Source organism: Variovorax sp. VRV01, from assembly GCF_014852545.1.
In the GTDB taxonomy this organism is placed as follows: Bacteria; Pseudomonadota; Gammaproteobacteria; order Burkholderiales; family Burkholderiaceae_C; genus Variovorax; species Variovorax beijingensis_A.
Map to the genome: position 1 here is coordinate 50,472 of NZ_JACVBS010000007.1, position 23,099 is coordinate 73,570.

Annotated in this window: 22 protein-coding genes and 2 tRNA genes; 15 read left to right on the plus strand and 9 right to left on the minus strand. The window is 66.0% G+C overall.

The features are described from left to right. Position 1: 1 nt before the first annotated feature. Entirely contained in the window at positions 2-1,411 is a 1,410-nt protein-coding gene (locus tag IB278_RS14020) for a sensor histidine kinase (RefSeq protein ID WP_145746566.1), read from the minus strand. A 76-nt stretch (positions 1,412-1,487) separates the two neighbouring features. Further along, on the minus strand, positions 1,488-2,219 hold the full coding sequence (ompR, locus tag IB278_RS14025; protein WP_012747691.1) for a two-component system response regulator OmpR: 732 nt from the start codon (positions 2,217-2,219) through the stop codon (positions 1,488-1,490). Between the two features lie 230 nt (positions 2,220-2,449). Between ompR and IB278_RS14030 the strand changes: the two genes are divergently transcribed. Together IB278_RS14030 and IB278_RS14035 are read left to right on the plus strand one after the other, a co-directional pair. Then, positions 2,450-2,749, plus strand: a complete 300-nt coding sequence (locus tag IB278_RS14030; protein ID WP_225612900.1) for a hypothetical protein — start codon at positions 2,450-2,452, stop codon at positions 2,747-2,749. 61 nt (positions 2,750-2,810) lie between these two features. Next, positions 2,811-3,521, plus strand: a complete 711-nt coding sequence (locus IB278_RS14035; protein WP_192323702.1) for an SIMPL domain-containing protein — start codon at positions 2,811-2,813, stop codon at positions 3,519-3,521. A 12-nt stretch (positions 3,522-3,533) separates the two neighbouring features. Here IB278_RS14035 and IB278_RS14040 read toward each other — a convergent pair whose 3' ends face one another. After that, positions 3,534-4,304 carry a 3-hydroxybutyrate dehydrogenase gene (locus tag IB278_RS14040; RefSeq protein WP_192323704.1) on the minus strand — a complete coding sequence of 257 codons (771 nt, stop codon included), beginning with the start codon at positions 4,302-4,304 and terminating at the stop codon, positions 3,534-3,536. A 68-nt stretch (positions 4,305-4,372) separates the two neighbouring features. On the opposite strand from IB278_RS14040, the gene IB278_RS14045 reads away from it, so the two are divergent. The 7 genes from IB278_RS14045 to IB278_RS14075 all read left to right on the plus strand — a co-directional run bounded on the left by IB278_RS14045 (position 4,373) and on the right by IB278_RS14075 (position 10,761). Next, complete coding sequence (locus IB278_RS14045; RefSeq protein WP_225612901.1) at positions 4,373-5,332, plus strand: alpha/beta fold hydrolase; 960 nt, start codon at positions 4,373-4,375, stop codon at positions 5,330-5,332. 106 nt (positions 5,333-5,438) lie between these two features. Then, positions 5,439-7,583: a RelA/SpoT family protein gene (locus IB278_RS14050; RefSeq protein ID WP_225612912.1), complete on the plus strand. Its 2,145-nt coding sequence runs from the start codon at positions 5,439-5,441 to the stop codon at positions 7,581-7,583. A gap of 49 nt (positions 7,584-7,632) precedes the next feature. Further along, a tRNA-Val gene (locus tag IB278_RS14055) sits at positions 7,633-7,709 on the plus strand. A gap of 170 nt (positions 7,710-7,879) precedes the next feature. Continuing rightward, a complete protein-coding gene (locus IB278_RS14060; RefSeq protein WP_225612902.1) occupies positions 7,880-8,248 on the plus strand; it encodes a hypothetical protein in 369 nt (122 codons plus the stop codon). 72 nt (positions 8,249-8,320) lie between these two features. Beyond that, positions 8,321-8,881, plus strand: a complete 561-nt coding sequence (gene phaR / locus IB278_RS14065; RefSeq protein WP_041946121.1) for a polyhydroxyalkanoate synthesis repressor PhaR — start codon at positions 8,321-8,323, stop codon at positions 8,879-8,881. A 41-nt stretch (positions 8,882-8,922) separates the two neighbouring features. Continuing rightward, positions 8,923-10,329: a 30S ribosomal protein S12 methylthiotransferase RimO gene (gene rimO / locus IB278_RS14070; protein ID WP_192323708.1), complete on the plus strand. Its 1,407-nt coding sequence runs from the start codon at positions 8,923-8,925 to the stop codon at positions 10,327-10,329. A 150-nt stretch (positions 10,330-10,479) separates the two neighbouring features. Further along, positions 10,480-10,761, plus strand: coding sequence for a hypothetical protein (locus IB278_RS14075; RefSeq protein WP_145746572.1), 282 nt, complete (start codon positions 10,480-10,482; stop codon positions 10,759-10,761). A gap of 269 nt (positions 10,762-11,030) precedes the next feature. Here IB278_RS14075 and IB278_RS14080 read toward each other — a convergent pair whose 3' ends face one another. From IB278_RS14080 to IB278_RS14090, 3 genes are all read right to left on the minus strand, one after another. Beyond that, positions 11,031-11,327, minus strand: a complete 297-nt coding sequence (locus IB278_RS14080) for a hypothetical protein (RefSeq protein WP_145746573.1) — start codon at positions 11,325-11,327, stop codon at positions 11,031-11,033. Between the two features lie 80 nt (positions 11,328-11,407). Continuing rightward, on the minus strand, positions 11,408-11,800 hold the full coding sequence (locus IB278_RS14085) for a YkvA family protein (protein WP_145746574.1): 393 nt from the start codon (positions 11,798-11,800) through the stop codon (positions 11,408-11,410). Between the two features lie 504 nt (positions 11,801-12,304). Beyond that, positions 12,305-12,389, minus strand: a tRNA-Leu gene (locus IB278_RS14090). 80 nt (positions 12,390-12,469) lie between these two features. On the opposite strand from IB278_RS14090, the gene rnr reads away from it, so the two are divergent. Both rnr and IB278_RS14100 read left to right on the plus strand, forming a co-directional pair. Beyond that, a complete protein-coding gene (gene rnr / locus IB278_RS14095; RefSeq protein ID WP_225612913.1) occupies positions 12,470-14,737 on the plus strand; it encodes a ribonuclease R in 2,268 nt (755 codons plus the stop codon). Positions 14,738-14,795: 58 nt separating this feature from the next. Beyond that, complete coding sequence (locus IB278_RS14100) at positions 14,796-15,560, plus strand: SDR family oxidoreductase (RefSeq protein ID WP_145746576.1); 765 nt, start codon at positions 14,796-14,798, stop codon at positions 15,558-15,560. A 6-nt stretch (positions 15,561-15,566) separates the two neighbouring features. Here IB278_RS14100 and IB278_RS14105 read toward each other — a convergent pair whose 3' ends face one another. The 3 genes from IB278_RS14105 to IB278_RS14115 are packed head-to-tail and all read right to left on the minus strand — an operon-like array spanning position 15,567 to position 19,708. Further along, positions 15,567-17,027, minus strand: coding sequence for an NAD(P)H-hydrate dehydratase (locus tag IB278_RS14105; protein WP_192323710.1), 1,461 nt, complete (start codon positions 17,025-17,027; stop codon positions 15,567-15,569). A gap of 49 nt (positions 17,028-17,076) precedes the next feature. Further along, positions 17,077-18,330 carry a D-amino acid dehydrogenase gene (locus IB278_RS14110; RefSeq protein ID WP_192323712.1) on the minus strand — a complete coding sequence of 418 codons (1,254 nt, stop codon included), beginning with the start codon at positions 18,328-18,330 and terminating at the stop codon, positions 17,077-17,079. A 52-nt stretch (positions 18,331-18,382) separates the two neighbouring features. Continuing rightward, positions 18,383-19,708 carry an amidase gene (locus IB278_RS14115; protein WP_192323714.1) on the minus strand — a complete coding sequence of 442 codons (1,326 nt, stop codon included), beginning with the start codon at positions 19,706-19,708 and terminating at the stop codon, positions 18,383-18,385. 222 nt (positions 19,709-19,930) lie between these two features. On the opposite strand from IB278_RS14115, the gene rpsB reads away from it, so the two are divergent. The 4 genes from rpsB to frr all read left to right on the plus strand — a co-directional run bounded on the left by rpsB (position 19,931) and on the right by frr (position 23,095). Beyond that, complete coding sequence (rpsB, locus tag IB278_RS14120) at positions 19,931-20,683, plus strand: 30S ribosomal protein S2 (protein WP_145746580.1); 753 nt, start codon at positions 19,931-19,933, stop codon at positions 20,681-20,683. 80 nt (positions 20,684-20,763) lie between these two features. Continuing rightward, the gene (gene tsf / locus IB278_RS14125; RefSeq protein WP_124960539.1) at positions 20,764-21,687 is read left to right on the plus strand and encodes a translation elongation factor Ts; all 924 of its coding nucleotides are present in this window, start codon (positions 20,764-20,766) and stop codon (positions 21,685-21,687) included. A gap of 102 nt (positions 21,688-21,789) precedes the next feature. Further along, entirely contained in the window at positions 21,790-22,512 is a 723-nt protein-coding gene (pyrH, locus tag IB278_RS14130) for a UMP kinase (RefSeq protein ID WP_018905021.1), read from the plus strand. 13 nt (positions 22,513-22,525) lie between these two features. Further along, complete coding sequence (frr, locus tag IB278_RS14135) at positions 22,526-23,095, plus strand: ribosome recycling factor (protein WP_012747710.1); 570 nt, start codon at positions 22,526-22,528, stop codon at positions 23,093-23,095. The last annotated feature ends 4 nt before the right edge of the window (positions 23,096-23,099 follow it).

Sequence of the window (23,099 nt, forward strand, 5' to 3'; positions counted from 1 at the left end):
TTCAGGCCCGCCGGCCGGGGGCTTCCGCCGGCCTCGGCTCGGGCATGGCGCGCGGCATGCGGATGTGCGCCGCCAGGCCGCGCCCCGGCGTGCTGGTGAGCGCAAAGGTGCCGCCCATGCGCTCGATGTTCTTTGCGACGATCGACAGGCCGAGCCCGGCGCCGGCCGCCGAGGTGCGCGCCACGTCGCCGCGGAAGAAGGGCTTGGTCAGCTGCGAGAGCAGGGCCGGCTCGACGCCCGCACCGTGGTCGCGCACCTTGATCAGCACCGCGTCGTTGTTCGACTGGGCCTGGATCACCACGTCGGCAATGCCGGTGGAGGGCGTCTTGCCGTAGCGCCGGGCGTTCTCCACCAGGTTGGAGATCACGCGCGTGAGCTCGACCTCGTCGCCCAGCACGCGCAGGTCAGGCGGCACGTCGACGCGGATGTTCATCTCTTCGTAGTCCTGCACGGCGTAGGTGCAGGCATCGACCACATCGCGCAGCAGCACGGGCTTGGGGTCGACATGGTCGGGGCGCGCGTAGTCGAGGAACTTGTCGATGATGGCGTCGAGCTGGGCGATGTCGGCCGCCATGTGGTCGCGCGCGTCCTCGTCGGACACGCTCATCTCGGTTTCGAGCCGCAGCCGCGCGAGCGGTGTGCGCAGGTCGTGCGAGATGCCGGCCAGCATGATGGCACGGTCCTGCTCGATCTTGGCGAGCTGGTCGGCCATGCGGTTGAAGCCGATGTTGACCGCGCGGATCTCGTTGGTGCGGGCGCTCTCGTCGAGCCGGTGCGCCTCATACTCGCCTTCGCGCACCTGCATGGTGGCGCGCGAGAGCTGCTTGAGCGGCAGGTTGATGAGCCGCGTGATCAGCGCCGCGCCGGCCAGTGACAGCGCCATGGCGGTGCTGAGCCAGACCAGCCAGGTGCGCCCGCCCACGCGGCTGAAGCGGGTCGGGTCGAGCAGCAGCCAGTAGGTGTCGCTCTCGATGGTGAAGCCGATCCACAGGCCCGGCTCGTCGTTGACGCGGCTGGCCACCGTGGTGCCTTCGCCGAGCTGGTCGATCAGCTCCTCGGTCACGCGCTGGTCGAGCGCGCCGCTGGTGTAGGGCTGGAAGCGGTCGTTGGGCTCGCGCGGCAGGATGCGCACGCCCTCCTGGTCGGCCAGCGTCTTGATCAGCGAGACCCGCGTGATCGCATCCGAATACACCAGCGCCGCGCGCGTGAGGTTCACGAGCGAGGCGATCTGGTGTGCGGTCTGGATGGCGCGCGGCTCGTATTCGAGCGAGCGGAAGGTCTGCAGCCAGGCGACCGTACAGCCGATCAGCAGCAGCGCGAGCAGGAAGAATGTGCGCCAGAAAAGGCTGAAGCCGAGCTTCAGGCCCGGTCGCCGGTCACGCTGGCCGCTGCCCTCCAGGGGGCTTGGCATGGTGACCTGCGCGCCGTCCTCCTGGGCTGGGCTGGGTCTGGCGGATTGCAGGCCGATGGCCACCTCAGGGTGTCGTTCAGGCCGTGCCGTCCGGCACGAACACGTAGCCCACGCCCCACACGGTCTGGATGTAGCGGGGCGCTGCGGCATCGGCCTCGACCAGCTTGCGCAGGCGCGAGATCTGCACGTCGAGGCTGCGGTCGAAGGGCTCGAACTCGCGGCCGCGGGCCAGCTGGGCCAGCTTCTCGCGCGACAGCGGCTGGCGCGGATGGCGCACCAGCGCCTTGAGCATCGCGAATTCGCCGGTGGTCAGGGAGAGTTCCTCGCCGTCCTTCTTCAGCGTGCGCGAACCCAGGTCGAAGGCAAAGGGGCCGAAGGTGACGGTCTCGTTCTCGGTGGAAGGGGCGCCGGGCGCCTCGAGCGGCGGACGGCGGCGCAGCACCGCGTGCACGCGCGCCAGCAGTTCGCGGGGGTTGAACGGCTTGCCGAGGTAGTCGTCCGCGCCGACCTCCAGGCCGACGATGCGGTCGACGTCCTCGCCCTTGGCGGTGAGCATGATGATCGGCGTGCGGTCGTTGGCGGCACGCAGGCGGCGGCAGACCGACAGGCCGTCTTCGCCGGGCATCATCAGGTCGAGCACGATCAGGTCGACCGTGTCGCGCAACAGGATGCGATTGAGCGCCTTGCCGTCCTCGGCCACGATCACTTCGAAACCTTCCTGGGTCAGGTAGCGGCGAAGCAGGTCGCGGATGCGGGCGTCGTCGTCGACGATCACGATCTTGTCAGTGCGGGCGGGAACTTGAGTCATTTCTACAACGTTGAATTTGTAACAGCGCCGATTCTGAAGGCGTTGAGCCCCCGTTGAGCCGGTTTTACTTATGGTTTGACACTAAGTTACAAAACTTGCGGTCGCTCGCTGTCTAGTCATCCGACGTTCGCCCGGCGGTGGCAAAGTCCGCCCAGTGCTATGACTTTTGTTCAATGAGAACCCTTCTTCCCGTCCTGCCGATCCTTGTTGCCTGCAGCTGCGGCCCTGCCTTGGCAAACGCTGGCGAGTTTCTCAGGGTCGGCGATTCGCGGCGCAACGAGGTCCGTGAGGCGGTAGCGGCCCACCGTGCCGCGCAGCGCGACGAAATCCGGCGGGAGGAGGCCGTGGCCGGCAGGCGCCTCACGGCGGCCGAACTCTTCGAACTGCGCCAGCAGGTGCGAAGGCAATGGACGCCGCCCGGCACACCCCAGGTGCTGAATTCGGCAGAATCGCAGCCGGCCGAGCGAATGGTGCCGGAGCCGATGTCGGCCGCGCGCGCCCTGACCTTGCCGCGCAGCCAGCGCCGCTGAAGCGGCGAGGGCGGCGTGCTCTCACGTTCTCGAATACCAACCCCAGGGGAGTTAGCTCGTCTTGAAAAAAATCAGTTTGATCGCGGCCTTTGCCGCACTGGCTGCGGCAGGCGCCGCCGGCACCGCCATGGCCCAGAACATGGTCCCGCCGCCGCAGAATGTGCTGCAACTCACGGCCTCGGGCACGGTGGAAGTGCAGCAGGACATGCTCAGCATGACGCTCACTACCACGCGCGACGCAGCCGATGCCGCCACGGTCCAGTCGCAGCTCAAGGCCGCGGTGGACGCGGCCCTGGCCGAGGCAAAGAAGAACGCCCAGCCCGGCCAGCTCGACGTGCGCACCGGCAATTTCAGCCTGTCGCCGCGCTACACCCGAGAAGGCAAGATCAACGGCTGGCAGGGCTCCGCCGAAATGGTGCTCGAGGGCCGCGACTTCGCGCGCATCACGCAGACCGCAGGACGGATCACCACGCTGAACGTCGGCAATGTGGGCTTCGCGCTGAGCCGCGAGCAGCGCGCCAAAAGCGAGACCGAGGCCCAGACCATCGCCATCGAGAACTTCAAGCAGAAGGCCACCGAACTGGCCAAGGGCTTCGGCTTCGGTGGCTACACGCTGCGCGAAGTCTCGGTGAACGCGAATGACAGCGGCCCGATCCGGCCGCGCGTCATGGCGGCGGCCGCCAAGTCCTTTTCGGCCGATGCGCCGGTGCCGGTGGAGGCCGGCAAGGCGAGCGTGGTCGTGAGCGTCTCGGGATCGGTGCAGCTCAAGTAGCTTCAGTAGCTTCTATTGAGCGGTCCAGCCGCCGTCCATTTGCCAGGCCACGCCGCGCACCTGGTCGGCGGCCGGCGAGCACAGGAACACCGCAAGGCCGCCGAGCTGCTCGACCGTGGTGAACTGCAGCGAAGGCTGCTTTTCTCCCAGCAGTTCGTTCTGCGCCTGCGTGGCCGAAACGCCTTCCCGTGCCGCGCGGTCGTCGATCTGCTTTTGCACCAGCGGGGTCAGCACCCAGCCCGGGCAGATCGCATTGCTCGTGATGCCGGTGGTCGCGGTTTCGAGCGCCACCGACTTGGTGAAGCCGACGATGCCGTGCTTGGCCGCCACGTAGGCCGACTTCTGCGCCGAGGCCACCAGCCCGTGGGCCGACGCCACGTTGATGATGCGGCCCCAGTTGGCCTCGCGCATCGCGGGAATGGCGAGCCGGGTCGTGTGGAACGCGCTCGTGAGATTGATGGCGATGATGGCATCCCAGCGTTCAGGCGGGAAGTCCTCGACCTTTGCCACGTGCTGGATTCCGGCGTTGTTCACGAGGATGTCGACGCGGCCGAACCTGGATGCGGCGAACTTCATCATGTCCTCGATCTGAGCGGGCTGGCTCATGTCGGCGCCGTGATATTCGGTGCGCACGCCGAGCGCCTCGATCTGGGCCTTGGCGGTTTCGGCGTCGCCGAAGCCGTTGAGCACGATGTTTGCGCCTTGTTGTGCAAGCGCCTTGGCAATGGCAAGGCCAATGCCGCTGGTGGACCCCGTGACAAGCGCGGTTTTGCCTTTGAGCATGAAGATCAATCTCCGGATGAATTAGGATGCGACGAGACCATTATCCGCACCAGGACGACTTCGTTTTCATGACAGAACCGACGCTTCATTACGTGGCGTGCGATGACGCCCAGGGCGGTCACCGCATGGCTTACTGGCAATGGGGCGACGCGCGCAGCGCGCGCGTGGTGATCTGCGTGCACGGCCTCACGCGGCAGGGGCGCGACTTCGACGTGCTCGCGCAGGCCCTCGTGGCGCGCGCCGCCGGCAACGTTCGCGTGGTCTGCCCCGACGTGGCGGGGCGCGGCCGAAGCGACTGGCTGCGCGACCCGGCCCTCTACCAGGTGCCGGTCTATGCGGCCGACATGCTGGCGCTCGTTGCACAGCTGCACCGCGAACAACCGATCGGCATGCTTGACTACCTGGGCACCAGCATGGGCGGGCTGATCGGCTTCGTGCTGGCGGGGCACAAGCAATTGCCGCTGGCCCGGCCGATCCGCCGCTTCATCGTGAACGACGTGGGTCCGACGATCGAGGCCGCGGCGCTCCAGCGCATCGGCGCCTACGTGGGGCAGGGCGGCCGCTACGACAGCCTGCAGTCGGCGGCCGACGCCATGTGGGCGATCTCGACCAGCTTCGGCCCCCATACACCGGACCAGTGGCTTTCGCTGTCGCAGCACATGGTGGTGCCCGCATCGCAGCGCACGGCCGACGGCGCCGCCAAGGTGGAGCCCGGCGAATCCCAGAACGATGCAGCAGGCCCCTGGCTGCTTCACTACGACCCGGCCATTGCCGTTGCGCTGCGCGCCATCACGCCCGAAGCTGCGGCCCAGGGCGGTGCCGTGATGTGGAGCCTCTATGACGCCATCGATGCGCGCACGCTCGTGACGCGTGGCGCCGAGTCGGACCTGCTCTCGCGCGAAACGGCCCTGGCCATGACGCAGCGCGGACCCCGCGCGGCGCTGATCGAGTTCGAGGGCGTGGGCCATGCGCCCACCTTCGTCGACCCCGGGCAGGTGGGCGCCGTCACCAACTTCCTGTTCGATTGAGGCCAACGTGAAGCGCGAGTCTTCGAGTCTCCAAACGGCGCATGCCCCAGATACGGCGGTGGTGGACTATCCCTTGTCCGCCGCCACGGCCGACCGCACGCCGGTGATGGAGAACATGCTCGCGCGTGCGCGCGCTTTCGCCGAGCCGCTGATCGCCGACGAAAAGCTCGACACCGGCGAGAACACGCTCGCGCATGCCGACGCCGTCGCGGCCATCGTCGCGAAGATGGGCGGCTCCGAGGCCATGCAGGCCGCGAGCTATCTGGTCTATGCCTGCCAGCACCTCAACCGCCCGCAGGAGGTCATTGCCAAGGTGTTCGGCGACAACTTCGCGGCGCTGGCGGTTGAGACCACCAAGCTGGTGCGCGTGCAGGAGCAGGCCCGCTCGGCTTCGCAGGGCCATCACCTGGCCGAAGGCGCGGCGGGCGCGCAGACCGAGAACGTGCGCAAGATGCTGCTCGCGTTCTCGCGCGACCTGCGCGTCGTCATGCTGCGCCTCGCATCGCGGCTGCAGACCCTGCGGCATGCCGCCGCCAGCAAGCAGCCGGCTCCCGAAAGCGTGGCGCGCGAGTCGCTGCAGGTGTTCGCGCCGCTCGCCAACCGCCTCGGCATCTGGCAGGTGAAGTGGGAAATCGAAGACCTCTCGTTCCGCTTCCTGGAGCCCGAGACCTACAAGCTGATCGCGCGCCTGCTCGACGAGAAGCGGATCGAGCGCGAAGGCCACGTCGAGCAGCTGCGCTCGCAGCTCGAAAGCGAGCTGCAGGCCGAGGGCGTGCGCGCCACGGTGCAGGGCCGGCCGAAGAACATCTACAGCATCGTCAAGAAGATGCGCGGCAAGTCGCTCGACTTCGCGCAGGTGTTCGACATCCTCGCGCTGCGCGTGGTGGTGCCCGACGTGAAGGACTGCTACGCGGCGCTGGCCTGGGTGCATTCGCATTTCCAGCCGATCGACGAAGAGTTCGACGACTACATCGCGCGGCCCAAGCCCAACGGCTACCAGTCGCTGCACACCGTGGTGCGCGAGATGGTCGATGGCAAGCCCGGCAAGCCGATCGAGATCCAGATACGCACGGAAGAAATGCACGACCATGCCGAGCACGGCGTGGCGGCGCACTGGGCCTACAAGGAAGCCGGCCACAAGGGCTATGCGGGCGTGTGGGCGAGCGGCGAATACGACGCGAAGATCGCGGTGCTGCGGCAGCTGCTGGCGTGGGAGCGCGACCTTTCGGGCGGCTCGCAGGGCCAGGGCCTCTTCGACGACCGCATCTACGTGCTGACGCCCGACGCGGCCATCGTCGAACTGCCGCAGGGCGCGACGCCGGTCGACTTTGCCTACACCGTGCACACCACGCTGGGCCATCGCTGCCGCGGAGCGCGCGTCGATGGGGCCATGGTGCCGCTCAACACGCCGCTGTCCAACGGCCAGACGGTCGAGATCATCGCGGCCAAGGAGGGCGGCCCTTCGCGCGACTGGCTCAACGCAGAGCTCGGCTATCTTGCGAGCCACCGCGCACGCGCCAAGGTGCGCGCATGGTTCAACGCGCAGATCACGCACGAAACCGTGGCACGCGGACGCGAGGCCGTCGAGAAGCTGCTGCAGCGCGAAGGCAAGACCTCCACGCGCCTCGAGGACCTGGCTTCGCAGCTGGGCTTCAAGTCGGCGGACCATCTGTTCGAAGTGGTCGGCAAGGACGAGTTCTCGCTGCGCAACATCGAGGTGCTGCTGCGTCCGCCCGAGCCCGCGCCGAACCCCGACGACGGCGTGCAGATCAAGAAGCCGCGCGCGAGCGAGAAGTCCGGCAAGGGCGGCGTGCTGGTGGTGGGCGTGTCTTCGTTGATGACGCAGCTCGCCAAGTGCTGCAAGCCCGCGCCGCCCGATGCCATCCGCGGCTTCGTGACGCGCGGCCACGGCGTCAGCGTGCATCGCGTCGACTGCAGCAACTTCCGGATGATGGCCTCGCGCGACAGCGAGCGCGTGATCGATGTCGAATGGGGCGCCGCGAAGAGCGGCGAAGCGCCGGTCTATGCAGTCGACGTGGCCGTCGAGGCAGCCGACCGCCAGGGCCTGCTGCGCGACATCTCCGATGTGTTCGCACGCGAGAAGATGAACGTGATCGGCGTGCAGACCCAATCGGTCAAGGGCACGGCATGGATGACGTTCACCGTGGAAATCTCCGATGCGGCGCGGCTCACGCAGGTGCTTGGCGTGGTGACGGCGGTTGCCGGTGTGCGATCTGCACGTCGGCGCTGAAAAAGCGCGTTTTCTCCTGCTACAATAGCTGCTTCTCGGACACATCCTTAGGCGCGTAGCTCAGCTGGTTAGAGCACCACCTTGACATGGTGGGGGTCGTTGGTTCGAGTCCAATCGCGCCTACCAATTTCTGTTTCGACTTCCGGCCAACCACCGGGTCTGTCGAACAGAGCTTTCACCGGGTTCCCCGGTGTTTCAATCGTCCTTGCGGTGAAGCAGACAAAGACCATGGCCATGTTGTTGTGCTACCTTGGCCGCTCTGCAAACCTTTTCCAAATTTCTTGACAAGCGATCTGATGAATACGCGATCAACGCTGGTTGATCGGGCTCATGCCGACATGCGCCTGGCCGCATTGCTCAGGCAGGCTCCCATCGAATTTGCGCGCGCCGTCTATGGCATCAACGACCACGCAGGCGGCCGTACCGACACCATGGCGGCACGCGAAATAGCCCGCGCGATCCGGCAGGGCACGCCCGTCACTCAGGAGCGTGCCGAGCAGCGCTCGCGCGCCTACTTGCCCACCGCCGGCCAGGAACACTGTCCGCGCTGCTGGGTGGTCTACGGCCACAAGAGTCCGCTGCGTTTCAGGGAGGCCACCGAGGAACGCCCCGAGACCGCCACCTGCAGCGGCTGCGGCGCCGAGTACGCAACAACGCTCGGTTGAAGCGGCGCAGGCACGGTCAGGGTAAACCTTGTCGCGATGCAGCAAAACCGCTACCTAGAATCATCGGATGACATGGGCATCCATGTGAAGGAGTCCGCAGTGCAGAGCAAGAAGTCCGGGGTCAAGCCGGTGCAACGTGTAATCAAGAAGTACCCCAACCGAAGGCTCTACGACACCGAGACATCCACGTACATCACGCTCACCGAGGTGAAGCAGCTGGTCATACAGAATGCCCAGTTCGTGGTGCGCGATGCCAAGACCGGCGACGACCTTACACGCAGCATCCTGCTGCAGATCATCCTTGAGGAAGAAGCGGGCGGTGCGCCCATGTTCACCGAACAGGTGCTGGCCAACATCATCCGCTTCTACGGACAGGCGATGCAGGGCTACATGGGCCCCTATCTCGAAAAGAACATCCAGGCCATGACCGAGGTGCAGGCCCAGCTCGCCGAAAAGGCGGAGGGCCTCACGCCCGAGATGTGGTCGCGCTTCATGACCATGCAGTCGCCCATGCTCCAGGGACTCATGGGCAACTACGTCGAGCAGTCCAAGAACGTGTTCCTGCAGATGCAGGAGCAGATGCAGAAGAATACCGAGCAGGTTCTGGGCGCATTCGGCATCAAACGCCCCTGAAATCCCGGCCCCGGCCGATAGCTGGGACAATAGGGGCATATATGAGCGAAGTTGCCTCCCCCGAACGCATGGCCACGCCGGCCGCCCCCAAGGTCGGCTTTGTGAGCCTGGGCTGCCCCAAGGCCCTGACCGATTCCGAACTGATCCTGACCCAGCTGAGCGCTGAGGGCTACCAGACCGCCAAGACCTTCGAGGGGGCCGACCTGGTGATCGTCAACACCTGCGGCTTCATCGACGATGCCGTGAAGGAAAGCCTCGACACCATCGGCGAGGCGCTGGCGGAAAACGGCCGCGTGATCGTCACAGGTTGCCTGGGCGCCAAGACCGGCGACCAGGGCGGCAACCTGGTTCGGCAGATGCATCCCAGCGTGCTGGCCGTGACCGGTCCGCACGCCACGCAGGAAGTCATGGACGCGGTCCACGCCAACCTGCCCAAGCCGCACGATCCCTTCGTCGACCTGGTTCCCAACACCTTCGGCATCGCAGGCTTGAAGCTCACGCCGCGGCACTATGCCTATCTGAAGATCAGCGAAGGCTGCAATCACCGCTGCACCTTCTGCATCATTCCCTCGATGCGCGGCGACCTGGTGTCGCGCCCGGTCGGCGACGTGCTCAGCGAGGCCAAGGCCCTGTTCGAAGGCGGGGTGAAGGAACTGCTGGTGATCAGCCAGGACACCTCGGCCTATGGCGTGGACGTCAAGTACCGCACCGGCTTCTGGGACGGCAAGCCGGTCAAGACGCGCATGCTCGAGCTGGTGCGCACATTGGGCGAGATCGCCGAGCCTTATGGCGCCTGGGTCCGGCTGCACTATGTGTATCCATATCCGAGCGTGGACGAGATCATTCCGCTGATGGCCAGCGGCCAGGTGCTGCCGTACCTCGACGTGCCGCTGCAGCACAGCCATCCCGACGTGCTCAAGCGCATGAAGCGGCCGGCCAGCGGCGAGAAGAACCTGGAGCGCCTGGCGCGGTGGCGCGAGGTCTCTCCCGAACTGGTGATCCGCAGCACCTTCATCGCGGGCTTCCCTGGCGAAACCGAACAGGAGTTCGAGCATCTGCTCGACTTCATCCGCGAAGCGCAGATCGACCGCGCCGGATGCTTTGCCTACAGCCCGGTCGAAGGAGCCACCGCCAACGACATTCCCGGCATGCTGCCGCCGGCTGAACGTGAAGCCCGCCGCGCCCGTTTCATGGAAGTGGCCGAAGCGGTGTCGATCGCCAAGCTGCGACAGCGCGTCGGTGCAACCATGCAGGTGCTGGTGGACTCGGCGCCCGGCATGGGCCGCAAGGGCGGCGTGGGCCGCACCTATGCCGACGCCCCCGAGATCGACGGCACCGTGCGCCTGCTGCCGCCCGAGAAGATCAGCAAGACGCTCAAGGTGGGTGAATTCACGCGGGCCCGCATCGTGGGCGCCGAGGGCCACGACCTGATCGCGTTGCCGATCTGAACCGTCGCCATCCTGGCGAGAGCGAGAAAGCAGCGCGGCGATCGCCGACTTGAGAACCACGGGCTGAGCGACAGGCGAAAAAGTTGTACGCCTACAGACGCGTGTGGCCTGGGGTTTGAACGTGGCGGCTTGTGTTCTCCAGGAGGTCCCATGTTCTTCCAGCTCTTTCAACCCGGATCCAGCCTTCATCTCAAGAGGGCTGCCACGCTGCTTCAGGAAGCCCAGATGGCGCGACTCGAGCACCAGGCTGCGGCGGAGCATCACGCGGCCCTGGCCAAGATGTATGCGGAGCGCGTGAAGCGCCTTTCCGGCGAGGTCTATCCGCTTCCGGCTCCCAGCGCCGAGGCAGCGGGCACGAAGACCGAGCAGGACAAGCCGGCGATCTATTCGATCGAGAGCAACCGCAGGCCCAAGTCCAACCTGCTGACGTAGTTCAAGAAAAGGAAAAGCCCGCTGGATGCGGGCTTTTCTGTGGGCATGGACAGGGCTGCAAGGGCGCGGCAGTTCTTCTTCTCAGTCATCCGAGCGAGAAACGACCAGGAGGCTCATGAACAACGCCCCGAGAAACATGCCGACTAACAAGGTAAATGCTGTGATCACAATGGTCTCCGCTAAATTGGATATTTTCAAATCAAACGTAACCTTGTGTACACATTCAAGTTACTTCTTGAATCGTTTTTGATGTGAAAGTGTGACTTTTGCTACACCTTGGGGCCGAAAGTCGGAAGCGCATCGCCAGTCTTGGGCGGACGGCCCGGATACAGGTACCTGGAATACTCGCCCGACCGGCCGTACAGCCGCGCCGCGAGTTCCACGGGATCCTCGTTGCGGTGCTTCTCGTAGAGCACGGGGCCCCAGATGATGAATCCATCGATGCTCAGCGAGCGGGGCGCGGGCTCGATGGCCTTCCATGCATGCGCGAACTTTGAAATCCATGCCAGTGCTTCGGCCAGCGCATGGTTGCGAGCAGGGGAGGTGGTGGGTTCGGATGTCGACATGGCGGTTATCCTTTGTGAAAAGACTGTATAAATATACAGTAAAATTCACAATGTCGAGAATTGTTGCCGCCGATCCCAGCCTACTTTTGCGTGCCGAACCAGGCCCAGAGCGCGGCCCCCAGGCCGATCCAGACCGCCAGGACGAGCACGGCGCCGGCAATGCTTCGCGGCTTCGCGCCTTGTTCCTTCATCCACAGGTCGGCGCGCTGGCGGCATTCCTTGAGCACATCGGCCGGAATGAGCCGGATGTTCAGCCAGATCAGGCCGGGCAGCAGCAAGGCGTCGTCGAGGTAGCCCAGAACGGGAATGAAATCGGGGATGAGGTCGATCGGGCTCAGCGCATAGGCGACGACGAAGGCCGCGAGCAGCTTGGCGAACCACGGCGTGCCCGGATGGCGATAGGCGAACCACAGGGTGACGCCATCGCGCTTGATGCGCGAGGCCCATTGCTTGATGCGTTGGAAAATGGTCATGCTCGCAGGCTGCCGACCCGGTGCATTGTTTCGCGTGTTAAGGTGCATCCCGGCTTCAAAGCTGTCGCAACCCCTGCAGATCCGCCGGCAATCCCCCGCGGCGAGCCAATGCCGCGCTCAACAGGAGGGGTTGTGCGGTTCACCTCTACTGCCAACACGGTGTTATCGATTCGGTTGCTCTGCTTCTCGAGACTCTGCGCGATCATTCGTCGATGTACTGCGTCAGAATGGCGGAAAGCCGCTTCTCCACGAGCGGGTTGCTGCATCATTTCATGAGACGAAGCCCGTTCCATTTGTTCGAATCCGTGCCGCCGACAAGCGCTTCGCAGAATGTTCCACCTCAGGATCACGACGCTGTGCGCGGACGCGGCACACAACCGTCGGTGCGGCCAATCCTGGCCGCGATCGGCATCCGTGAGGGAGAACATCCCTCGATCATGTTCCCAGGGAAAAGAAAAAACCCCTGTAAATCGATGATTCACAGGGGTTTCAGCTTGGTAGGGGTGGTGCCCAGAAGAGGACTCGAACCTCCACGATGTTACTCGCTAGTACCTGAAACTAGTGCGTCTACCAATTCCGCCATCTGGGCCCACATAGCTGCCGAAGCAGTTATGTTTTGAATTTCAGGAAAGAGAGAATCATATCAAAAATAATGGCCATTCCAGCGGTCTGCTGGATGAATTTGAAGGAACTGTTCAAGGGCATCGCGACGGACACGGTTTCGTGCAGCGCGACGACGGCGAAGCCGACATCTATCTGCCCCCGAACGAGATGCGTGCGGTGCTGCACAAGGACCGCGTCAAGGCGCGCGTGGTGCGGCAGGATCGGCGCGGACGTCCCGAGGGGCGGGTGGTCGAAATCGTCGAGCGCCCCGAGCAGCCGATCATCGGCCGCCTGCTGCATGAAGGCGGCGTGTGGCTCGTCGCGCCCGAAGACAAGCGCTACGGACAGGACGTCCTGATTCCCAAGGGTGCCACCGGCCCCGCCAAGGTGGGGCAGGTCGTCGTGGTGCAGCTCACCGAGCCGCCGGCGCTGTTCGGCCAGCCGGTCGGGCGCGTGAAGGAAGTATTGGGGGAGATCGACGATCCCGGCATGGAGATCGAGATCGCGGTGCGCAAGTACGGCGTGCCGCACGAATTTTCCGAGGCCTGCCTGGCCGAAGCCAAGGCGCTGCCTGAGAAGGTTCGCCCTGCCGACAAGAAAGGTCGGATCGACCTGACCGACGTGCCGCTGGTCACCATCGACGGCGAGGACGCGCGCGACTTCGACGACGCCGTGTACTGCGAGCCGGCCAAGGTCGGCCGCGGCAAGGGCTGGCGCCTGCTGGTGGCCATTGCCGACGTCAGCGCCTATGTGCAGACCGGCTCTGCCATCGACATCGATGCCTACGACCGCGCCACCAGTGTCTACTTTCCGCGCCGCGTGATCCCGATGCTGCCGGAGAAGCTGTCGAACGGCCTGTGCTCGCTGAACCCCGAGGTCGAACGCCTGTGCATGGTGTGCGACATGCTCGTGGCCGCCGACGGCGAGATCTATGCCTACCAGTTCTACCCCGCGGTGATGTTCAGCCATGCCCGCTTCACCTACACCGAAGTCGCGGCCATCCTTGGCAACACGCGCGGCCCTGAAGCCGCCAAGCGCAAGGACCGCGTCAAGGACCTGCTGAACCTGGCCGACGTGTACAAGGCGCTGCTCAAGCAGCGCGGCAAGCGCGGCGCGGTCGACTTCGAAACCACCGAGACGCAGATCATCTGCGACGACGCGGGCCGCATCGAGAAGATCGTGCCCCGCACGCGCAACGAGGCGCACCGCCTCATCGAAGAGGCCATGCTCGCGGCCAACGTGTGCAGCGCCGACTTCATCGCCGAGGGCAAGCACCCGGGCCTGTTCCGCGTGCACGAAGGCCCGACGCCCGAGAAGAAGGAAATCCTGCGCGGCTACCTGAAGGCCATGGGCGTGGGCTTGAGCATCACCGACGATCCGCGGCCCGGCGAGTTCCAGGCGATTGCCGAAGCCACCAAGGAGCGCCCCGACGCGCAGCAGATCCACACCATGCTGCTGCGATCGATGCAGCAGGCGATCTATACGCCCATCAACAGCGGCCATTTCGGCCTGGCGTACGAGGCCTACACGCATTTCACGAGCCCGATCCGGCGCTACCCCGACCTGCTGGTGCACCGCGTGATCAAGGCCATTCTCGGCAAGACGCGCTACCAGCTGCCGATGCTGCCGACGCCGGGCGAGGCGCATGCCAAGCTCGCCAAGCGGCTGGCTTCGCGCGTCAAGGCGCCGACCACCAAGCCGCAGAAAGCCACGGTCGCGCCGACCAAGGAAGTGCTGGCCTGGGAAGCGGCCGGCCTGCATTGCAGCGCCAACGAGCGCCGCGCCGACGAAGCCAGCCGCGACGTCGAAGCCTGGCTCAAGTGCAAGTACATGCGTGAGCATCTGGGCGAGGAGTATGGCGGCGTGGTCACGGCGGCCACGACCTTCGGCATCTTCGTGACGCTCGATGCGATGTACGTCGAGGGGCTGGTGCACATCACCGAACTCGGCGGCGAATACTTCAAGTTCGACGAGATGCGCCAGGAACTGCGCGGCGAGCGCACCGGCATCCGCTACGCCATCGGCACTCGCGTGCGGGTGCAGGTGAGCCGCGTCGACCTGGACGGGCGCAAGATCGATTTCCGCCTGGTGCGCGAGGGCGAAGACCTCACCACGCGCGCCATGAAGGACAAGGGCGCGGCCCCGGCCGGCGTGCCGGTCAAGGCATCGGCCAAGCGCAGTTCGCGCCACAAGGCCGAAGCCGTTCCAGAGCAGCGCGTCGAGCGCAGCGCCGCCGTTGCCGCTGCGGGCCCGCAGTCGGCGATGCAGGCTTTCAAGTCGGCCGTCAAGAAGGCCGCCAACAAGATGAAGGGCCGCAAACCCCGCCGCGCATGACGCACGGCGCCGCATTGCATCCCATCCATATAGACAAACCGAGAAGGAGACACCGAGCATGAGCGTGGAAAACAACAAGGGCCGCATCGCAATCGTCACGGGCGCCGGCACGGGCATAGGCCGCGCCGCGGCGCTGGCATTGCTGGCCGACGGCTGGAGCGTGGCCCTGGCGGGGCGCCGCCTCGAGCCGCTGGAACAGGTCGCCGAAGAGTCCGGCGCCGGTGCGCGCGCCTTCGCGGTGCCCACCGACGTGGCCAATGCGGAATCGGTGCAGGCGCTGTTCGCCGCCGCGGTGGAGCGCTTCGGCCGCGTCGACCTGCTGTTCAATAACGCCGGCGTGGGCAATCCGCCGGGTCCGTTCGAGGACTGGACGCCCGAGCAGTGGCGCGGCGTGGTCGACATCAACCTGAGCGGCATGTTCTTCTGCATCCAGCAGGCGTTCCGCACGATGAAGGCGCAGACGCCGCGCGGCGGCCGCATCATCAACAACGGCTCCATCTCGGCCACCGCGCCGCGGCCCAATTCCGCGGCGTACACCGCGACCAAGCACGCGGTCGAGGGCCTCACCAAGACCGCTTCGCTCGACGGGCGCAAGTACGACATCGCGGTCGGCCAGATCGACGTGGGCAACGCCATGACGGAACTGGCTGCGCGCATGGCCAAGGGCGTGCCGCAGGCCAACGGCGAACTCGCGATCGAGCCGCTGATGGACGTGAAGATCGTGGGCCAGTCGGTGCTCTACATGGCGAACCTGCCGCTGGAGGCCAACGTGCTGTTCCATACGGTCATGGCGACGAAGATGCCCTTCGTCGGTCGCGGCTAGAACTCGTCAGCAGGGCGCCTGGCGCGCCAGCGCGCCGGCCGTCAGCGGGGGCGCGCCGGCCGGCCAGGTGTCGGCGATGCGGCCGTGGTGCCAGACGGCTTCGCAGGCCGCCTCGAATGGTGGCCGCCGCGCCGCCAGTGCGGCGCCGATCATTCCCGCGAGCACGTCGCCGGTGCCGGCGGTTGCCAGCTTCGCGTTGCCAGTCGGATTGAGCACCGGCGGCGTGCCGCCGCCCTCGGCAATCACTGTTCCCGATCCCTTGAGCACGGCGACCACGCCGTAGCGCGACGCGAGCTGGCGGGCGGCTGCGAGCCTGTCGGCCTGGATGTCGGCGGCCGTGCAGTTCAGCAGGCGTGCGGCTTCGAGCGGATGCGGGGTGATCACCGTCGGCCTGCCGCGCCGGGCGCGCGATGCCAGCTGGGCCTGCAGCGCGCCATCGACCGCGATGGCATTCAGTGCATCGGCGTCGAGCACCAGCGCGGCCGCCGTCGCCAGCACGCGCGGCAGCACCGCGCGGATGTCCGCGCCGCCGCCGCATCCGCAGACCGCTGTCATGCCCGAGAGATCGAGCGACTTGGCGTCTCGCAGCATCAGTTCGGGCTGCGCCAGGTCGACCGGGGCCGCGCTCGCGTCGAGCAGTCCGACGAACACGCGGCCCGCACCCGCATGCAGCGCGGCGGAGCCGGCCAGCAGCGCGGCGCCCGCCATGCCGGATGCACCGCCGATCACCGCGACATCGCCATAGCTGCCCTTGTGCGAGGCGTGGCTGCGCGGGGTATCCGCCGGTGCGCCCGCCAGGCGCGCGACCGGCGCCTCGCCGGCGCTGCTGCAGCCCAGGTCGTCGAACCAGACCGTGCCCGCGGCATCGCGGCCCTGCGCTGTGACCAGGCCGGGCTTGAGGGTCAGGAAGCTCAGGCAGAAGCGGCGCGAAGCGTCAGCTGCACGGGGCTCGGCGTTTGAAGCGCCGGTGTCGGCATTCAGCCCGGAGGGCACATCGACGCTGAGCACCGGCGCGGCCATCTCATGCATCCGCCGCAGCCAATCGGCCATGAGCTTTTCGGGAGGCCGGCTCGATCCGATGCCGAGCAGCGCGTCGATCGCCAGATCGCAGCTCACAGGCGGCTCCGGCGCGAAGATCACCCCGGTATCGCGGGCCCGTTGCAGCGACGCCCTGGCATCCGGCGGCAGCCGGTCTTCATCGCCCGCGAAGGTCGCGATGGGCAGGAAGCCGCGGTGCTGCAGCTGCGCAGCAGCTTCGAATCCGTCGCCGCCGTTGTTGCCCGGCCCGCAGGCGACCCAGATCGTCCGCGCATGCGGCGCCAGTGCCATCGCGAGCCGCGCTACGGCCAGGCCCGCGCGCTGCATCAGCGTGTGAGGGGGCAGGGCGGTCGCCGCTTTCTGTTCGATGCGACGCGTTGCCGCAATGTCGAACAGGTCACAGGCGGTGGCGGGCGTGATGCGTTGCATGGGCCGATTCTGCCCGCCTGAAGCCGCGCCTGCGCAGCTGCGGCCCAGCCTACTGGGCGAGCCGCTCGATGCCCAGGCCTTCGAGGTCGACGTCAGCGTCGCGGCCGCCGATCAGGTCGGCCACCACGCGTGCGCTGCCGCACGACAGCGTCCATCCGCTCGAACCGTGGCCCAGATTGAGCCAGACGCCCGGTACGCCGCTGGTACCGAGCACCGGCGGGCCATCGGGCAGCATCGGGCGCGCGCCCTTCCATTGCTGCACGCCCGACTGCAGCGTTGCGGCGCCCGGAAACCAGTCGTGCAGCACCTTGTAGAGCGTTTGCACGGCCGAGGCATTCATCGAACTCAGGGAGCCGCCGATCTCGGCGCCGCCGGCCACGCGCACGCGCTGGCCCAGGCGCGAGATCGCAACCTTGTAGCGCTCGTCCATCACGGCGCTGCGCGGCGCGTTGAGCGATTCGCGGATCGGCGCGCTGATCGAATGGCCGTACACCGGCGCCAGTGGAATCCGCAACCCGAGCGGCCGCAGCAGCGTGGCCGAGGCAAGACCGGCGCACACCACCACCGCATCGAAGCGCAGCGGCGGCGAGCCACTGGCGAGCGAGACGGAGGTGGGGGCCGCGCGGCTCAGCGGCGCAATGTCGCAGTTGAAATGGAACTGGGCGCCGAGCGCCTCGGCTTCCCACTTGAGAAGCAGTGCGAACTGGCGGCAGTTGGCCACTTCGTCCTCGGGCAGGTGGATCGCACCCGCAAGCGCCGTTTCGGTGCTGAGCGCGGGCTCGATGCGGCGGGCCTCGTCGGCGTCCACCTCCCTGAAGACGCTGCCGGCCGCGCGCAGCACCTCGAGGCCTGGCTGGACCAGTTTTTTCTCGCGCTTGGAGCGCAGCAGCACGAGGTAGCCGTCGCTGCGTTCGTAGCTCAGTTCGCGCGCTTCGGTCACTTCGTGCAGCCGGGTGCGGCTGTAGAACGCCAGGCGCTGCATGCGGGCGCGGTTGGCCAGGTAGGTTTCGAGCTTGCAGGCCTTCTGCCAGCGCGACATCCAGCCGAGGTCGCGTGGGCTCAGCGGCCAGCGCAGCTTGATGGCGCCGTGCGGCGACAGCAGTGAGCGCAGCACCTTGGCGCGCATGCCCGGCGCGGCCCAGGGCGTGACGTAGCCCGGCGCGACCACTCCCGCATTCGCAAAACTGGATTCCTCGGCGGCGGCGCCACGGCGCTCGAACACGGAAACTTCATGGCCATCCGAAACCAGTTCCCAGGCGGTTGTGACGCCGATGATGCCGGCGCCCACGATCGCGATTTTCATTGAATTTTTGAGTAAGAAGAGATGGCCGGCGCCCGTCGATCGGTGCGCGAGGCTATTGTTTTTGCAGCGCTTTTTCTGCTTGCAGCGCGACCGCCAGGACGGCGTCGTCGTGCAGCGAGGCATGCCACAGCATCAGGCCCACCGGCAACTCGCCGGCGGCGTGGCAGGGCAGCGAGATGGCGCAGCCGTCGAGCATGTTGACGATCGACGGGTTGCGCAGCAGCAGCGCATTGATGCGGAAGAATTCGTCATCGCGCTCGGCGCCCGGGGCGACGCCCGCAATGGCGGGCGCGGTGATCGGCACGGTGGGCGAGAGCACCGCGTCGAAAGGGGTCAGCGCCGCCTCGACGCGGGTGATCCAGTCGCGCCGGGCGTGCACGAGATCGATGTATTCGTGCGCCTTCATGGAGGCGCCCCGCAGGATGCGCTGGGCCACGCGAGGGTCGTAGCCGGCACCGCTGCGCTCGAGCAGCAGCCGGTGCCAGGCATAGGATTCAGCCGCCGAAAAACCGCCGGTGGCGTTGATCGCCTGCAGTTCCGCGAGTTCCGGCAGCTCGATCTCCTCGATCCGGGCACCACCATCGCGCAGTGTTCGCAACGCATCTTCGAAGGCTCGGGCCACAGCGGGCTCGATGCCGTCGAAGAAAACGTTCTTCACGACGGCAAGCCGGTATGCTCCCAGCGAGGCCGCACCGGCGGTCACACGGCGCGCCGCAAGGATCTCGTGCACGGCGACGGCGTCGCGCACCGAGCGCGTCATCGCGCAGACGGTGTCGAGCGTGGTCGACAGCGGCAGGGCGCCCTGGGTCGGCACCAGCCGGGCGGTGCTCTTGAAGCCCACGATGCCGTTCAGCGCCGCGGGAATGCGGATCGAGCCGCCCGTGTCGGAGCCCAGGCCGATGAAGGCCGCCCCGCTGGCGACCGAGACGGCGGCGCCGGAGGACGAGCCGCCCGGGATGCGCGGCGTGGCCGCATCGCTCGCGTTGGCCGGCGTGCCGTGATGCGGGTTGACTCCCACGCCGGAAAAGGCGAATTCCGTCATGTTGGTGCGGCCCGTCAGCACGCCACCCGCGGCGCACAGCCGTGCCACCGCGACGGCATCGGCCTTGGCGGCCGGCGCATGCGAAAGCACCACGGAGCCCGCCGGAGTCGGCTGCCCCTCGACGTCGAACAGGTCCTTGGCGGTGAAGGCAAGGCCGGCGAGCCGGCTCTGCGGCGCCGAGCCGGCGGCCTGCCGGCGGGCTTCGTCGAACAGCGTGCGGGTGAATACGTGGCTGCAGGCCGGGGACTGGGCAATGCCGATGGCGCGCTCCAATTCGGTGCATGCATCGGTGCCACCTGCCAGAAGGTTCAGACGGGTGGCGTGGAGGTCGTTCATGGGTGGGCTGGGAGGGCGCGGACGGCTCGGTTCCGGGGTGGACAAGGAGAAGGGGCGAAAGAGGGCCGTGCTATACTCTTTGGGTTTCGCTGAACATGTGACGGCTTTCGTCGCACCCAGCCAAACACATTCGCAAACCGGCCCATTCAAGGTGTTGTGACTCCATTCGAAGGAGGCACAAAACGGGCTGGATTTTAGACCCAACCTTTGGAGTAATTTTCAATGTCTACCACCATGCGCGAAATGCTGGAAGCCGGTGTCCACTTCGGTCACCAAACCCGCTTCTGGAACCCCAAGATGGCCCCGTACATCTTCGGCCATCGCAACAAGATTCACATCATCAACCTGGAAAAGTCGCTCCCGATGTTCCAGGACGCGATGAAGTACGCCAAGCAGCTCACCGCCAACCGCGGCACGATCCTGATGGTCGGCACCAAGCGCCAGGCCCGTGAAATCGTGGCTGCCGAAGCCCGCCGCGCCGGCGTGCCTTTCGTCGACACCCGCTGGCTCGGCGGCATGCTGACCAACTTCAAGACGGTCAAGACCTCGATCAAGCGCCTGAAGGACATGAAGGCCCAGCAGGAAGCCGGCCTCGAAAGCCTGAGCAAGAAAGAGCAGCTCACCTTCACCCGTGAAATCGAGAAGCTCGAGAAGGACATCGGCGGCATCCAGGACATGACCGCGCTGCCTGACGCCATCTTCGTGATCGACGTGGGCTTCCACAAGATCGCCGTGGCCGAAGCCAAGAAGCTGGGCATTCCGCTGATCGGCGTGGTCGACTCCAACCACTCGCCCGAAGGCATCGACTACGTGATCCCGGGCAACGACGACTCGTCGAAGGCCGTCACGCTCTACGCTCGCGGCATCGCCGACGCGATCATCGAAGGCCGCAACAGCGCCACCGGCGACGTGGTCAAGGCCATTGCCGAAGGCAGCGATGAATTCGTCGAAGTCGAAGAGGGCGCCTCGGCCTGATCGAGTGCTCTCACGCGCCTGAAGAAGGGGCTTGGTGCCCCTTTTTTTTAATCTGATTTTTTGGACACGGAGATAGAACAATGGCTGCAATCACCGCAAGCATGGTCGGCGAACTGCGCGCAAAGACCGACGCGCCGATGATGGAATGCAAGAAGGCCCTGACCGAGGCCGACGGCAACATGGAAAAGGCCGAAGAGCTGCTGCGCATCAAGCTCGGCAACAAGGCCGGCAAGGCCTCGGGCCGCATCACCGCCGAAGGCGTGGTCACGGCGTTTGTCGACGGCGCTGCCGGCGGCATGATCGAGATCAACTGCGAAACCGACTTCGTCACCAAGAACGACAGCTTCCTGGCCATGGCCAACGCTGCCGCGATGCTGGTCGCCAAGCACAACCCCGCGGACATCGCCGCGCTCGGCGCGCTGCCCTATGAGCAGGACGGTTTCGGCCCCACGCTCGAGGACGTGCGCAAGGGCCTGATCGGCAAGATCGGCGAGAACATGAGTTTCCGCCGCTTCAAGCACTTTGCCGGCAACGGCAAGCTGGCTTCGTACCTGCACGGCACGCGCATCGGCGTGATGGTCGAATTCGAAGGCGACGACACCTCGGCCAAGGACGTGGCAATGCACATCGCCGCCATGAAGCCGGTTGCCATCTCGGCCGCCGACGTGCCTGCCGACCTGATCGAAAAAGAGCGCGCCGTGGCCGCCGGCAAGGCCGAGGAAGACCGCAAGACCGCAGAAGCCGAAGGCAAGAAGCCGCAGCCGGCCGACATCGTTGCCAAGCGCATCGAAGGCGGCGTGCAGAAGTACCTCAAGGAAGTCTCGCTGCACAACCAGCCGTTCGTGAAGAACGACAAGCAGACCGTGGAGCAGATGCTCAAGGCCGCCAACACCAGCATCAAGGGCTTCACCCTGTATGTGGTCGGCGAAGGCATCGAAAAGAAGGTCGACGACTTTGCCGCCGAAGTTGCAGCCCAGGTGGCTGCTGCCAAGGCCGCCGCGTAAAAACTGTTACGCCCCAAGGCAGCGGTGCACGCGTGTGTGCCGCCGCTTTTTCACCGCCTCGTTCTACACTCGCCCCCGCCAACCCAAGTAAGGAAATTGCCCATGTCTGATCCCCGCCCAGCCCACAAGCGAATCTTGTTGAAGCTGTCGGGCGAGGCATTGATGGGAGACGATGCCTTTGGTATTAATCGTGCGACCATCGTTCGCATGGTCGAAGAGGTGGCGGAAGTGGTGAACATGGGCGTGGAAGTCGCCGTCGTGATCGGCGGCGGCAACATCTTCCGCGGCGTCGCGGGAGGCTCGGTCGGCATGGACCGCGCGACGGCCGACTACATGGGCATGCTGGCCACCGTCATGAATTCGCTGGCCCTGGCCGACGCCATGAACAAGCAGGGACTGGTGGCGCGCGTCATGTCCGCCATCGCCATCGAGCAGGTGGTCGAGCCCTACGTGCGGCCCAAGGCGCTGCAGTACCTCGAAGAGGGCAAGGTGGTCGTGTTTGCCGCGGGCACCGGCAATCCGTTCTTCACCACCGACACGGCCGCTGCGCTGCGCGGTGCCGAGATCGGTGCCGAACTGGTGCTCAAGGCCACCAAGGTCGACGGCGTCTATTCCGCCGATCCGAAGACCCATCCCGATGCAACGCGCTATTCGTCGCTCACTTTCGACGAGGCAATCGCGCAGAATCTCGGCATCATGGACGCCACGGCCTTTGCGCTGTGCCGCGACCAGAAGCTGCCGATCAAGGTGTTCTCGATCTTCAAGAACGGTGCGCTCAAGCGCGTCGTCATGGGCGAGGACGAAGGCACGCTGGTGCATGCCTGAGGAGTAATTTGAGATGACGACCCCGACCATTGCAGAAATCCGCAGTGCGACCGATGCCAAGATGAATCAGTCGCTTGCCGCGTTCCAGAACAACCTCACCAAGATCCGTACCGGCCGCGCGAACTCCGCGCTGCTCGACTCGATCCACGTCGAGTACTACGGCTCGCAGGTTCCGCTGAGCCAGGTGGCCAACGTGTCGGTGCTCGACTCGCGCACGATCAGCGTCCAGCCCTGGGAAAAGGGCATGGGCGCCAAGATCGAGAAAGCCATCCGCGAAAGCGACCTGGGGCTGAATCCGGCCTCGATGGGCGACCTGATCCGCGTGCCGCTTCCCGCGATGAGCGAGGAGCGCCGCAAGGAAATGACCAAGCTGGTCCGCAACGAAGGCGAAAGCGCCAAGATCGCCACGCGCAACCTGCGCCGCGATGCGAACGAGTCGGTCAAGAAGCTGGTCAAGGAAAAGCTCGCCTCCGAGGACGACCAGAAGCGCGCCGAAGCCGAGATCCAGAAGGTCACGGACCGCCACATCGCGGAAATCGACCGCCTGGTCGCGGCCAAGGAAGCGGAGATCATGGCCGTTTGAGGCT